The sequence below is a fragment of the Pseudomonas fluorescens genome (assembly GCF_902497855.1).
GTDB classification, from domain to species: Bacteria; Pseudomonadota; Gammaproteobacteria; order Pseudomonadales; family Pseudomonadaceae; genus Aquipseudomonas; species Aquipseudomonas fluorescens_BI.
Genome location: NZ_CABVHU010000004.1, coordinates 150,801 through 164,772, shown reverse-complemented (window position 1 = coordinate 164,772; position 13,972 = coordinate 150,801). Strand labels below are relative to the sequence as shown.

Annotated in this window: 14 protein-coding genes; 1 reads left to right on the top strand and 13 read right to left on the bottom strand. The window is 60.7% G+C overall.

What is annotated here, in order from left to right:
* Positions 1-98: 98 nt before the first annotated feature.
* Positions 99-467, bottom strand: coding sequence for a DUF427 domain-containing protein (locus F8N96_RS10585; RefSeq protein ID WP_150797752.1), 369 nt, complete (start codon positions 465-467; stop codon positions 99-101).
* 767 nt (positions 468-1,234) lie between these two features.
* Here F8N96_RS10585 and F8N96_RS10580 point away from each other — a divergent pair.
* Entirely contained in the window at positions 1,235-3,184 is a 1,950-nt protein-coding gene (locus tag F8N96_RS10580) for a DNA topoisomerase III (protein WP_150797751.1), read from the top strand.
* Between the two features lie 27 nt (positions 3,185-3,211).
* On the opposite strand, the gene F8N96_RS10575 is transcribed toward F8N96_RS10580, so the two are convergent.
* The 12 genes from F8N96_RS10575 to F8N96_RS10520 form a co-directional block, all read right to left on the bottom strand.
* Positions 3,212-3,559: a Rieske (2Fe-2S) protein gene (locus tag F8N96_RS10575; protein WP_150797750.1), complete on the bottom strand. Its 348-nt coding sequence runs from the start codon at positions 3,557-3,559 to the stop codon at positions 3,212-3,214.
* 5 nt (positions 3,560-3,564) lie between these two features.
* Positions 3,565-3,876 (bottom strand): YciI family protein, encoded by a 312-nt coding sequence (locus tag F8N96_RS10570; RefSeq protein ID WP_150797749.1) that lies wholly within the window; start codon positions 3,874-3,876, stop codon positions 3,565-3,567.
* 3 nt (positions 3,877-3,879) lie between these two features.
* Entirely contained in the window at positions 3,880-4,752 is an 873-nt protein-coding gene (locus tag F8N96_RS10565; protein ID WP_150797748.1) for a dioxygenase, read from the bottom strand.
* Positions 4,753-4,828: 76 nt separating this feature from the next.
* On the bottom strand, positions 4,829-5,896 hold the full coding sequence (locus F8N96_RS10560; RefSeq protein ID WP_150797747.1) for a maleylacetate reductase: 1,068 nt from the start codon (positions 5,894-5,896) through the stop codon (positions 4,829-4,831).
* An 8-nt stretch (positions 5,897-5,904) separates the two neighbouring features.
* Positions 5,905-7,368, bottom strand: a complete 1,464-nt coding sequence (locus tag F8N96_RS10555; protein WP_150797746.1) for an aldehyde dehydrogenase family protein — start codon at positions 7,366-7,368, stop codon at positions 5,905-5,907.
* A gap of 104 nt (positions 7,369-7,472) precedes the next feature.
* On the bottom strand, positions 7,473-8,492 hold the full coding sequence (locus F8N96_RS10550; RefSeq protein WP_150797745.1) for a hydroxyquinol 1,2-dioxygenase: 1,020 nt from the start codon (positions 8,490-8,492) through the stop codon (positions 7,473-7,475).
* A 45-nt stretch (positions 8,493-8,537) separates the two neighbouring features.
* Positions 8,538-9,044: a hydroxyquinol 1,2-dioxygenase gene (locus tag F8N96_RS10545; RefSeq protein ID WP_150797744.1), complete on the bottom strand. Its 507-nt coding sequence runs from the start codon at positions 9,042-9,044 to the stop codon at positions 8,538-8,540.
* A 128-nt stretch (positions 9,045-9,172) separates the two neighbouring features.
* Positions 9,173-10,102 carry a LysR family transcriptional regulator gene (locus F8N96_RS10540; RefSeq protein WP_150797743.1) on the bottom strand — a complete coding sequence of 310 codons (930 nt, stop codon included), beginning with the start codon at positions 10,100-10,102 and terminating at the stop codon, positions 9,173-9,175.
* Between the two features lie 116 nt (positions 10,103-10,218).
* On the bottom strand, positions 10,219-10,680 hold the full coding sequence (locus F8N96_RS10535) for a nuclear transport factor 2 family protein (RefSeq protein ID WP_150797742.1): 462 nt from the start codon (positions 10,678-10,680) through the stop codon (positions 10,219-10,221).
* A 35-nt stretch (positions 10,681-10,715) separates the two neighbouring features.
* On the bottom strand, positions 10,716-11,102 hold the full coding sequence (locus tag F8N96_RS10530; protein ID WP_150797741.1) for a c-type cytochrome: 387 nt from the start codon (positions 11,100-11,102) through the stop codon (positions 10,716-10,718).
* A gap of 61 nt (positions 11,103-11,163) precedes the next feature.
* Positions 11,164-12,891 (bottom strand): FAD-dependent oxidoreductase, encoded by a 1,728-nt coding sequence (locus F8N96_RS10525; RefSeq protein WP_150797740.1) that lies wholly within the window; start codon positions 12,889-12,891, stop codon positions 11,164-11,166.
* A 63-nt stretch (positions 12,892-12,954) separates the two neighbouring features.
* Positions 12,955-13,872, bottom strand: a complete 918-nt coding sequence (locus F8N96_RS10520; RefSeq protein ID WP_224794086.1) for a transporter — start codon at positions 13,870-13,872, stop codon at positions 12,955-12,957.
* Between the last annotated feature and the right edge of the window lie 100 nt (positions 13,873-13,972).

The window sequence follows — 13,972 nt, the reverse complement described above, 5'->3', positions numbered from 1 at the left end:
GGCTGAACGCGGCGCCCTTTAGTCCATCGCGAGCAAGCTCGCTCCAACAATGAACGGCGTTACGCCTATACGGGGCGTTCATGTCCTGGGCGCGACCATCACTCGACGTCTTTCAGAACCTCGAACGTCACTTGATCTGGATAGAACGCCACGTAGTTTTTAATCTGATCGACAGACACTTTCGGATCTTCATAGCTCCATGCCGCATTGGCGCCTTCATGCCCCGGGATCTGCAGGCTGAAATAGCTGGCATCGCCTTTGTAGGGGCAATAGCTGGTGTGGTCGGTGCGGGCGAAACATTTTTCGTCGATGTCCTCCCGGGGCACGTAGTACACCGGAGGATAATTGGCCTCCAGCAGCACCAGCGCTCGTGAGGACGCGGCTACCTGGATACCATGAAACTTCACCAGGAGGCAGCCTGGCTGTTCTGCAATGGTGATGACAGGACTGGGACCGGAGCTTTTCATCGGATTCTCCTGGTTATCGGGAGCGCCCACGCTACTGCGGCGAGGGTCCGTGGGGTCTCGCGGGCCGGTCAGCGTTTTCGGGCGCAACGGCCGCAAAATCTGCAACATTGACTTCAGGTATAACCCTGATTTCGCCATCGCGACTGCTTCGCAGCCAAACGGGAGCGTGCTACCTCACCACCGGGGAGTCAACCAGGGATGCCCTATACCCGACAAGGGGCATTGCCCTTCAGAAGCGGTAATTCAGGCCGACGCTGAGGCTGCGAGCATTGCCGGCTCGTACGTTCTGAGTCATGACTGAACCAGCAGGCATCCCACGACGCCCGCCCACAACAGGCCGGCGATCGACCATCGTCTTCGCGACCTTGAACACGCATCGTCCACGGGGTCCGGGCGTCTGGAGACAGCAAGTTGCGCTGCAAAACACTCGGCAGTCTGCTCGAGGTTGCCACCGAAAACTTCAAACATAAGAATCGCCCCACTGGGTGTGGCCATCGTCGCAGGATGTTTTGCCGATGGACCGTTTGCTCTTATGCAACTCATTATTCGTGCCAGACCATAACAGTCTGTTTATCAAGGCGGCCGCTCTGGCCAGGGTCATTTATACCCTTGCTACAGTGGTAGAACGAACCCTGGCACAGGGTAGAAAACACCCTTTGCAATCAACGGCAACGCACGGCCTGTACATCCATACAGATAAAGATTGCTCCGGCGCTCATCACCGGCCATTCTGTACACCTCTCGAACACTGATCGACGACGGTGGCCATGCAGCTGTACCTCTGTGAAAAACCCTCCCAGGCCAAAGACATTGCGGCCGCGCTCGGCGCCAGGCGTCGCGGCGACGGCTGTTGGCTGGGAACGAATGTCACGGTGACCTGGTGCATCGGCCATCTGCTGGAAACCGCACCGCCGGACGCCTACGACGCCCGTTACAAGCGGTGGGTGCTGGCGGACCTGCCGATCATTCCAGAGAAGTGGAAAATGACGGTCAAGCCACGTACTGCCAGCCAGTACAAGGCCGTCAAACGCTTGCTCGGCGAGGCCACCGAACTGGTGATCGCCACAGACGCCGACCGTGAGGGCGAAATGATTGCCCGGGAGCTGGTGGAACATTGCCGGTATCGCGGGCCGATCCGGCGACTGTGGCTGTCGGCGCTGGACGATGCGTCGATCCGCAAGGCGCTGGCGGCGCTCAAGCCGGGGGCCGAAACCTTCAGTCTTTATCATTCGGCACTGGGGCGCTCACGGGCCGACTGGCTGATCGGGATGAACATGAGTCGGCTGTTCACGCTGTTGGGGCGTCAATCCGGTTATCAGGGCGTATTGCCTGTCGGCCGGGTGCAGACGCCGACCCTGCGCCTGGTGGTGGATCGCGATCGCAGCATTGCCGATTTCGTCCCGGTCGCCTATTGGGCCATCGACGTGCAACTGCTGCACGACGGCACCGCATTCACCGCGCAATGGCGGGCGGCCTCCGACGCGTGCGACGATCAGGACCGCTGCCTGAATCAGGCGCTGGCGCAGCAAGCGGCGGCGGCAATGAGCAGCGCGGCGAGTGCCCGGGTGATCAAGCTGCGGACCGAGCGGATGCGCGAAGTGGCGCCGTTGCCGTTCGATCTCGGCACCTTGCAGGAAGTCTGCTCAAAAAAACTTGGCCTGGGCGCCCAGGAAACCCTCGATATCGCCCAGGCGCTCTACGAAACCCACAAGGTCATCACCTACCCGCGCAGCGACTGCGGCTACCTGCCGCTGAGCCAGCACAGCGAAGCGCCGGGCATCCTGGCGGCGCTGAGGCAGGCCGACCCGACGCTGAACGCCTTGAACGACCACCTGGAGCCCCAGCGGCGCTCACGGGCCTGGAACGATGCCAAGGTCAGCGCTCACCACGGCATCATTCCCACCGCGGCGGCAAAAAACCTTGAGCGGCTGGTGGGCAAGCAGCGGGCGGTGTACACGCTGATTCGCGCGCGGTACCTGGCGCAGTTTCTGCCCAACCACGAATACGACCGCACCCAGGCCGACTTCGACTGTGCCGGTGAGGCTTTGCGCGCCGTGGGCAAGCAGATTGTCGAGCCCGGCTGGAAACGCGCCCTGCCCGAGGCCCTTGCCCCGGCCAAGGGTCGCGAGGCGCCGGCGCCGCAAACCTTGCCGGCCTTGGCCGAAGGGCGCGATTGCGCAGTGGCCGAGGTGAAGCTCAAGGACCTCTGGACCCAACCGCCCAAGCCATTTACCGAAGGCGATCTGATTAAGGCCATGAAGAACGTCGCCAAACTGGTGGAAGATCCGCTGCTCAAGCAAAAACTCAAGGACACCACCGGCATCGGCACCGAAGCGACCCGGGCCTCGATCATCCAGGGTCTGCTCGACCGCGGTTACCTGATCAAGAACGGCAAGGCCCTGGCCGCGACCCCGGCCGCGTTCAGCCTGATCGATGCGGTGCCGCGCGCCATTGCCGACCCCGGGACCACAGCGATCTGGGAACAGGCGCTGGACATGGTGCAAAGCGGGGAAATGAGCCTGGAAGAATTCGTCACCAAACAGGCCGCCTGGATGAGCAAGCAAGTCGCCCGTTGCGCCGGCTTGAACCTGACCATCAGCGGGCCGGCCAGCCCGGCCGGTCGTGCCGCCACGCCATGGAAAAACAAACGCAAACCCGCCAAGCGCAAGCCTTCGACGGGCACCAGACGCGCGGCGAAACCGGCGAGCAAGGCGTAGGGCTGAAACCGCTCTATGTTCAGTCACTCACTGCGCGTTCACCACCTGTATGACCAGGCAGTCTTCGACCCACCGCACCGGCACGGACTCCAATTGCGCACCCTTGCAGGGCCCGTCGATGCAGTGCCCGTCTTCGAAACGAAACATCGCGCTGTGATGCGCGCACATCAGGACCTTGCCGCGATAGGTGCAGAATTCTTGCGGGCGGTAGTCCAAGGGTACCGAAAAATGCGGGCAGCGGTTGATGTAGACCCACACCTGCTCGCCTTGACGCACCGCCACCAGCCCGGCCGGATGCAATTGTCGGTGTTGGGGTAAACCCAGGGCGCCACCGTCAGGGATGTCATCCAGTTGGCACAACGTAATGGTCGTCATGGTGATCAGCCGCGTAATTCCGGATTGCCAAGACTCCAGTGCCAGGGGCGGATCTGGATACTGGCAAACAGTCCGGCCTGAACATACGGGTCGTCCCGGATGAACGCTTCCACCTCCGGCAGGCTGCCCGCCTCGATCACCAGCAAGGTGCCATTCATTGCTGCCCCGGCCTCATCGAGCGTCGGCCCACCGAGCCGGACGATGACCCGATGCCTATCGGTCGCTCGAAGGTGCGCTTGATGACTGGGTCGCAAGCGCTGGCGCAAAGCCAGAGAGCCCGGGTGATCGGTAGCGAATACCGCAAAAAACTGTCCCATGATTCACTCTGCTTCCATGACGAATTCGTAACACGCGCGTTTGAACGGCAGGTTCATACCCAGTCTGGCGGACAAGTCATCGTGCACCACTCGGTCCTCATAGATCACCTGCAACGACTGTTTGACGCCAAATACCGCGTCGGACTCCAGGTACGGATCATCGTGATTGAACAGGTGAGTGACCAGTTTGCGATAACCCGGCGCATCGATCATGAAATGCAGGTGCGCAGGCCGCCACGGGTGCCGGTTGGCGGCATTGAGCATGCGCCCGACCGGACCGTCGGTGGGGATCGGATAGCACACCGGGACAATTGTGCGAATCGCAAAATAGCCATCTGGATCGGTCCGATAGCGACCGCGCAGATTACCAAAGGGCTGTTCGGTGTCCTGACCTGAATACTGGCCGTTGTCGGCGGTTTGCCAGACGTCCAGTACGGCACCGGCCAGCGGATTGCCCTGGGTATCGACTACGCGACCGCGCACCAGCGCCGTCTCGCCTGGGGTAAATGCCATGTTTTCACCGAACTCACGCTCCGGCATGCCTTCGATGAAAAACGGTCCGAACACGGTGGTCTCGGTGGCGTTGGCGCTGTGCCGGTGGTTGATCGCATCGACCAGCATCGACACGCCCAGGGTATCGGACAGCAGGATGAATTCCTGGCGCACCAGGCCATCGCACTTATGGCCGGTCTCAGTCAGAAAGCGGATGCCTTCAAACCACTCCTGTTCCGTCAGTGCGACGTCACTGACAAACGCGTGCAGGTGACGCACCAGGCTTTGCATGATCTGCCTGTAACGTGCGTCGGGAGCGGCGCTGAAGCTGTTGACCGCCTGCTCGGAGATCAATGTTTCCACGGTTTTATCTTGATCGGTCATTGTTGTTATTTCGACGAGGATAAATGTTATGGCCAACCCCGGATGCCGGGGAGTATATCCCCCGGCGCGGGGTGGATCAGGCTGGCGCCAGGCCTTTCATGGCGCGGGTCAGCAGCGCTTCGATGGGGCCCTGTTCAAACGGCCGCGGGTTGTAATAGGGACTGGCACAGGCGATTTGCGCCGCGTCGGCCGGTCCGCTTTCAGGCAGGCCGAGATCAGCCAGGGCCAGTGGAATGCCCAGCTTCTGGTTCAGTGCATACAACAATGCACCGACCTCGCCGGCCTCACTGCCCCCCAAGGCGCGAGCGGCACGCTGCAACGGCCCTGCGGCAGACTCGCGGTTGTAATGCGCAGCGTGTGGCAAAACGATCGCATGGGCTTGGGCGTGGGGCAAATTGAACGTTCCGCCCAAGGTGTGGCAGAGCTTGTGGTGCAAGGCCATCCCCACTGAACCGAGGCAAATGCCCGCCAGCCACGCGCCATACAACGCCTGGCTGCGAGCTTCAGGGTCTTGGGGATCGTTGACCACGCCCGGCAGTGCCAGCGCGAGCGAGCGAATCGACTCTTCGGCCATGAAACCGATGATCGGGTTGGCGTCCTGGGCATATAGCGCTTCAACCGCGTGCGCCATGGCGTTCATCCCCGAGCAGGCGGAAATCTGCGCGGGCAAGGTCAGCGTCAGTTGTGGATCGTAGATCACGGTTTTCGGTAAAACCCGGGGATCGCGCCCGGTCTTCTTCAGACGGTTTTCGGTCAGCCCGTAGATCGGGGTCATTTCCGAACCGGCGTAAGTGGTCGGGATCGCCACGATCGGCAGCCCCGAATCCATCGCGATCGCCTTGCCCAGGCCGATGGTCGAACCACCGCCTATGGCGACACAGCAATCGGCATCGAGACGGGCCGCTTCGACACGAGCGGCTTGCGCCACTTCCAACGGCACATGCATCACCGCCTTGGGATAGACACCCGCAGCGCGATCACCGAGCAAGGCCGCGACCTGTTCGCCCAGCGCTTGTTGTTCCGGCGTGGTGAGGATAAGCGCGCGCTTGGCGCCCAGGCGCTCGATCTCTTCAGCCAGCGCCGAGAGCTTGCCCCAACCGAACACCACACGGGTCGGCAGGCTTTGGTAAACAAAAGGATTCATGACAGGCCTCAGCGTTTGAAGTGCGCAGGGATTTTCGCGTCGACGTTGACCCAGACCGAGCGGGCTTCGGTGTAGTCGTGAATCGCTTCAAAACCCATTTCACGGCCGTAGCCCGATTGTCCGACGCCACCAAACGGGCTGCCGGGGCTGACGCGTTTATAGCAGTTGACCCAGCACATGCCGGCGTGAATGGCCTCGGCCATTTTGTGCGCGCGGGCCAGGTTCTGCGTCCACAGGCCGCTGCCGAGACCGTATTCAGTGCTGTTGGCGATGGCCAGGGCTTCTTCGTCGGTGCTGAACCGCACGACGGTGACGAAGGGGCCGAAGACTTCTTCCTGGCACACACGATCCTCGGGTGATGCCTCTACGACGGTCGGTTCGACATAAAAACCATTGGCCAATCTTTCATCGTCTGGCGCTTTGCCACCGGCCAGGATTTTGCCGCCCTGCTCTTTGGCGATCTCAATGTAGGCCAGTACGCGATCGCGATGCAGCGCCGACGTCAGCGGACCCATTTCGGTTTCGGGGTCCATCGGATCGCCAAGGCGAATGGATCTGGCCAGGGCGATGAAGCGTTCCAGGAACCGGTCAGCGATGTCTTTATGCAGAATCAACCGCGAACCGGCGATGCAGGCTTGCCCCTGGTTGTGAAAGATCGCCCAGGCTGCGCCATTGACCGCCGCTTCCAGATTGGCGTCTTCGAACACAATGTTGGCGCCCTTGCCACCCAACTCCAGCTGGATGCGCTTGAGGTTGCCTTTCGACGCTTCAACGATCCGCCGACCAGTCGCCGTCGAGCCGGTAAAGGCAATCTTGCCCACATCAAGGTGCTCGGCCAGCGCCTGGCCCGCGGTATGACCGTAACCCGGCACGACGTTGACCACGCCTTTGGGGAAGCCGACTTCGGTCATCAGTTCGACAATGCGCAATGTCGACAGCGGTGTGATTTCCGAGGGTTTGATAACGATGGTGTTACCCGCGGCCAGTGCCGGGCCCATTTTCCAACTGGTAAACATCAGCGGGAAATTCCAGGGCACGATCTGCCCGACCACCCCGATCGGTTTGCGCTGTACGTAATTGAGGAACCCGGCTTCGACCGGGATCACCGAACCTTCGATCTTGTCGGCCATGCCGCCGAAGTACCGGAAACAGGCCGCCGTGCGGGGAACGTCGAGGCCTCGGGAATCACGGATCGGATGGCCGGTGTTCAGGGATTCGAGCTGGGCCAGTTCTTCGCCGCACTCTTCGATCTTGTCGGCCAGCTTGAGCAACAAGCGCCCGCGTTCGGCGGCGCCCAGGGCGGACCAGGCCGCAAATGCACGTTTGGCCGCGGCGACCGCGAGTTCGATGTCAGCGGCTTCGGCGGCAGCGACGCGAGTGATCAACGAGCCGTCATGGGGCGACACGACGTCAATGGTGCCGCCGGCGACCGCATCCACGAACCGGCCATCGATATAGAGCTGATTTTGCATAATATTTCCCTCGCACCGCGCCGATGGCGCAGTGTCTGACGACTTGATTCTTGAGCGCATGCCCTGCTGAATGGCCCAACGTGATGCCGGGCAAGACAAAGGTCTTAAAACTCGATCGGGTACGGCTTGAGCTCACCGCTTTCGTAGCGTTGCGGCAGGTTCGGCGTGGCGTTTTCCCACACCAGCAACATCGAGCGCTTGGTCGAATAGCCCTGGTGGCGAATGTCCGCCGGCATGGCGCAAATGTCGCCGGCACGCATGGTGATGCGCGCCCGCGGGTTACCGTCGTCCTTGTCGCCGACGTCCCAGATGATTTCATCGGACATCTGCAGGAACCACTCGACCCGGTCATTGCCATGGAACACCGGCAGTATGAATTCCTCGGTGGTCGGGCAGAACAGGCTGGCCTTGCACACCGAAGTCACCGACGGGTTCCAGGTCACGTCGGAGCGCGACAGGTACTTGAACAGGCTGAAGGCATGCAACTCGCCTTCGAAACCTTCGGCCGCGTGAACTTCCGGTTCATCCTGGTCAACGTCGATGAACTGGCGATTGATCGGCAAATCGTTACGCAGTGGCGAATCGTCTTTCAGGCCAGGCATGCGTTTGGTGGCGATGCGGAAACGCTCGATGGCCTCGATGTTGTCGCCGTTCTTGCGACCGAATGCCGAGCCGGTTTCTTCCGGCGCCGCGAACGGGTCAAAGGTGGCGTTGGTCCAGTCCCGCAGGATGGCCTTGAAGGTTGCCATGATCAGCGGTGTTTCAAAGTTTTCGGTGTAGTTGACGCCTGCGGCCTTGAGCGTGCCATTGAAGGTGCCGGCGTACAGGTCGACTTTGCCGTAGTAATTGCGAGTGCCAATGACGTGGTCGAAGTTGACCCAGCCATAGAAAAAGCCCCAGGCCACGTCGCGCATCATGGCTCGCAGGAAGGCATCGACCGGAATCAGGTGCGAACGGGTCTGGCCTTTGGCCGGCCAGGTGATACGGGCAAAATACTCGTCGCGCGACAGTTCGAAGGCACCGAGTTTGAAGGAGCTATAGCCAGTGACGGCATGGGGCGCGCTGACCTGGACTTCGTCGTCGGCGAAAGCCGTGTTATCGGCAGCGTTTTCAAGCATGGCCATGACGGGATTCCTCTTGTTGCTTTTTGTTGGATGGGAAGGCGGTGATCACTTGAAGCAGATGTCGGCCCACTTCTCGACCGACAACGGTCCCTTGATGGTCTGCTGCAGGATCACGCCCGGACGGCTGGCTTCGAAGCGATACGCAGTGCCGGTTGGCAGCAGGCACTGGTGACCGCGCTTGAGCAACACGTAACCCATAGGTTTGCCCCCCTGCACTTCACCAGCCACTTCACCGGCCAGGCGAGTGCCCTCGCCGTCTTTCAAAGGCGCATCGAGCTTGAGGAAATCCACCCGTACTTCACCGTCCATGACGATGGCGAACTCGTCGTGCGCTGCCGTGTACCAAGGCGACTGGCCTTCGGCGCGCAGGGTTTCAATGACGTAGCCGAGGTTGAGGCCGACGACGACTTTTTCATAAGGAAGAGATTTTTCCGCCACTTCGAAAATGTTCGAAAAGGCGTAATGACTGGCCTGGCCGCTGATGATTTCAACCGACCCTTTGCTGTACTTGTCCAGCGAGCCGAAGACCGTTTCGATTGCCGCGCTACTCATGGTTTTCACCGTTTTGTTGTTGTAGTAACAGTGAGCCAACAGTACGTCGCCGCTCCGTCAGGAACAATTAGAGAGTCGCCGACAACAGTGTTCGCGAAACGCAAACACTGGCGCCGCGAACGTACCGCTCAGCGTACCCAGCCACGCTCCAGCAGGGGCTTGTCCCAGCAGGGTTCATCGCCGAAGTTTTCCACCAGGAAATCGATCAGCGTGCGCACCTTCAAGGCCCGGCGCTGGGTGGCCGGGTATACCGCAGAAAAATTGAAAGACGACAGTGCGTACCCGGGCAGGACCGGAATCAGCCGCCCACTGAGCAGATCGTCACTGGCCACCAGTGTCGGCAAACAGACAATGCAGACCCCGGTTGACGCGTAATCACGCAGCAAATGCACCGAATTCGAGCGCACCTGGCCCGGCAGGCTCAGCTCCACTTGCTCGTCCGCGCCGGTAAAGATCCAGCGGTTGCGCGACGGGTAGCCCTCGTACAAGGCAATCTTGTGTTGCAGCAATTCCTGCGGGTGCGTGGGCACGCCGAACTCGGCGGCATAATCGGGTGACATGCAGAACAATCGGCGCACGCTGAACAACTTGCGCTCGATCAGGGTTTCGGCCATCGGCGGGAACATCTGGAACGCCACATCGAAGCCCTCCTCGATCGGGTCCACGACCCGGTCATTGACGATGACGTCGACCTCGATGTCGGGGTACAGCCGCGTGAACTCGGCCAGCAACCTGCCGAAGTGACCGATGGCAAAGCCGGGCAGCATCTGCACCCGCAGCTTGCCGGTGGGCTTGGCGCGCAACTCGCGCATGTGCTCGGTCAGCGAGTTGAAACTCGCGACCATGTCCGCGCATTCCTTGTAATACGTCTCTCCCACCTCGGAAAGCCGGACATGCCGCGTACTGCGATGGAACAGCGGCGCGTTGATGAACTGTTCCAGTTGTTGTATGCGGTGGGTGATCACCGAGCGAGTCACGCCCAATTGCTGGGCCGCCTTGGCGAAGTTGCCGGTTTCGGCCACTCGCACAAAGGCTTCGACACTGAGTAAACGATCCATGGGGCAGGCTCTCTGGATGTTTTTGTTCTTACAGGAACACCGAGGTTAGCCTGTCGGCCCGTCGCACTCCACATCCCTGTGCCGGCCGTATCCCGGGCAAGCGCGTCTACCGCTGATCAGCGATTCAGCCAGGGGTAGCGCGCGGTGTCCTTGTTGCCGTAATCAGGGTCCAGGTAAATGAAGCAGCGCTGGATCTTGAAATCGCGGATTTCGAATACGTCGGCCCAGTAACCGGCGCCGGCCGGTGTAGGGACGCCTGCACGCCAGTGGCCGTCGACATGTTCGCCGAAACTGGTGCCTTCACACACCAGGGTGTCGGTGCCCGTGAGTATCCAGTTGAAATGCGCGTAGTCGTGGGTAATCGACTTCAAGCGGCCGCCCAGGTCAGTGAACATCTGGCCAATCTGCTCGCGGCCGGTGGCCAGTCCCCACTTGGGAAACAGCACCTGGGCGTCGTCGGCGAACAGGTCGAGAATGCTGCCGCCGGTGGAGGTGATACCGCCGTTGTCGAAGGCCTTGAGGTATTCAAGGGCGATGGATTTGCGTTGCTCGTCGGTCATTGTCAGGGTGCTGATCATGGTTATCTGCGTCTTGTGTTTGGGAAGGATGGTTGTCAGTGCAGCGACTTGATGTACGCGATGATCTTCTGCCGTTTGGCCGGGTCGTCCTGGGAATACACCATGGCACTGCCCGGCGCGACGGCCTGGGCGTCGGTCAGCCAGGCGTCGAGCAGTTGTTCATCCCAGACCTTGCCGGACATGGTTTTGCTGTAGCCGTCGCTGTAGGTGAAGTTCTCGCTTGCGGCCTTGCGACCGATCAGCCCGAACAGGTTCGGCCCCTGCCCCGGTGGTCCGCCCTTATCGAAGGTGTGACAGACCGCGCAATGGTTGGTCGCCAGTTTCTGCGCGAGCGCCAGATCGTCAGCCTGAGCGATGCCCGTCAGGCCCAAGCTTGCCGCCAGCATCAACAGGGCCGGGGCGCGTAGGAGAAAATGCGTCATGTCGTTGTTCTCATGCAATCACGGTGGTGGGAGCCGCGAGTGATCGCCGCTCGGGATTGATTCAGCTTCGGGTCGGTTCTTTGTGGGCCTGGTTGGCCGCGCGATAGGCGAAGGCGATGATCGGGCCGAGCGTCGAACCGCCAGCCCAATAGGCGCGACCGGATGCCGATGCCACGCAGTTGCCGACGCCGTAAAGCCCGGGAATCGGTGCATCGGCGTTGTTCAGTACCTGGCCGAGGGAATTGGTTTTCGGCCCACCCTTGGTGTCAAGGTTGCCGCCAGTGATCAACGCCGCGTAATACGGGCCTTTCGCGGCCAACGGGTACAGCGTCAGGTTGCCGCTGCGGTCGGGTTTGACCGGGCCGGTGAACACCCCCTGAATCACCCGCTCGCCACGCTGGAAGTCCAGGTCCTTGCCCTTCTTCGCCAGTTCATTGAAACGCTTGAGTGTGGCTTTCAGATTGGTATTGAATTGCGGGCTGAGCTTCATGCCACCAATATCGCTGGCATGTTTGTCGAGCCGTGCCGCAATGTTCGTGGCCAGTTCTTCCAGGGTTTCGCCACGGACCACATGGCGGTCGTTGCCGCCCTTGGGCACGATGGGCGAGCCGTACTCGTCACTGCTGCAGTAGTCCTGGGCGCGCTGGTCCCAGATCGAAAACATCACCAGGTTCGGGTATTCGGCTTTATCGCCGTCCCACTGGAAGAAGGTGGGGACCATTTCGTTGTAAACGGTTTTTTCGTTGACGACGCGCTTGCCGTACTTGTTCACCATCAGCATCGAATCGCCGTTCATGGTGAAAATACCGGACATCGAACCGTCCTTGGCCAAGGCTTTTTCCAACAGGATCGGGCACGACCACGCGTAGTTCATGTTGCGCAATTGCACCCCCAGTTCGCTGGAAATCCGGATGAAATCGCCTTCATTGGTCAGGGCCGCGCAGCCGCCGTACACCGGGGCGTTGAGGAAGTTGCGGCGCAGTTCCGGATCGTGGGTAAAACCGCCGGTGGCGAAAATCACCGCTTTGCGCGCCTTGACCCGTTGACGCGTGCCCTCTTCGGTTTCGACTTCGACACCGACCGCTTCGCCCTTGCTGTTGAGGATCACTTTCACCACGCGTTCGCCGGTGCGAATCTGCACGCCGTCACGCTTGGCCGCCGCAGTCAGCGTGCGGATCGCCACCCGACCGCCGTCCGACATGCTCGGTCGGGCTTCCTTGGGCAGCAACACCCGGCCTTTGCTGGCTTTGTCTTCGGGCAATTCAGCCCAGTAGTCCGGCACGTCCGGGCAATGGCGGTAAGGCAGCGCATCGCGTTCGGCCAACAGTTCGGCGGCGGGCGAGGCGCTGTCATAGATCGCTTCGCACATCTCGTATTCCCAGTCCGACAGGCCGAGTTTAGGCAACGACGCATCGTAGGATTGCGGGCGTGTCAGACGGGCGACATAACGCAGGTAATCCGGTTTTTCATCGACCATGCCGGCGTCACGCATCGGCTTGTTGTTCGGCACCCAGTACCAGAACGCCGCTTTGGCCGCGGTACCGCCAGGGCTGCCGGCCTTTTCCAGGATGACCACGTCGTTACCCAGCCAGCGAGAGAACAAGGCGGTCGGCAACCCGCTGCCACCACCGCCGACGACGACAATGTCGTGCTCTGTGTCAAACGGCAGTTCGTCGCTGGCCATCGCCCGCGCCGCCACACCCGACAGCGCGGCGACCGCAGTACCGGCAGCGCCGGCCTTGATAAAGCTGCGGCGAGACAGGGCAAGTTTCTGCTTTTCTTCAGTCATTTTTATTCTCCGGAACAATAGGTCACAACGGCAAATCACAGGACGCAGGCAGGCGTCGATGACTCACCAGTAATGCCAGAGCTGCACGAACAAGCCGTCCGTGACGGTGGTATTGCGCCCTTCCACGCCTTTGGAATAGTGGATGGAGACCTGGTCCCACATTTTCTGGGCGAACACCTTCTGCACACCGGGCTTGAGCTGGAACAGCACACCGGCGCCGAGCGCGGTTTCGTTGGATTCAGAGAACGCGATGGTGTTGTTGTCGCGATCATCGGAGCTGAAGGTTTTCTGGTAATCGGCACTGATGAAGGGCGTGACCTGGTATGTCGGACGATCGACGATGTTGTAGCCCAGGCGCAGGTTGGCGTGACCGGTGTCGCCGGGGTCGGTGTCGTGCGGGCCCTTGCCGCGAATGATCGCGCCCACCAACAGGTCGATGTTCACCTTGCCCAGCCATTCGTTGTAGAACAGTGAAGGCCACAAGGCATAGGTATCGCTGCTGACCGAGTCCGCCCCGGTCGGCAGCTGCACGTAGGCTTGCATACCGAGGGTGCGCAAGGGTGTCGGGTTGTACCAGACCAGGCCGCCAACCAGCGGATCGCCGAACCCGCTGACCCGCGTGCCATTGCCGCGAACCGCGATCTCCGGGAGGGTAATGCTGGCGATAAAGCCGGTATTGGGCAGGCCGTCCATCTTCCAGTAGTGCAGCAACGACGTCAGGCCAACGAAGGTGTCGGTATTGCTGCCATCGACCTTGTTGCCATGATCGTCAAAGCGTTTACGGTCGTCGTTGTATTCAAACTCCTGGCCGACCGAGTTATAGGGCTCTGTGAAGTCGGAACTGAATTGAAAACTTTGCGGCCTGTTGCTGGCAAAAGGAATGCCCGACGCTTGCGCCTTGTCGCCCGGATAAAACGAACTACCCAAAACACATAGCCCAACACCTGCCATGTTCATCGCGAGACCGAATCCAGCTCTCATCGACATTCTCCAGTTATTGTTATTGTTGTTTGTGTTCAATGCCCGGCGCTGTCATTGCGCAGCGGACGATAAGCGCGGCGCTGCCTGCCAACAATTGCAA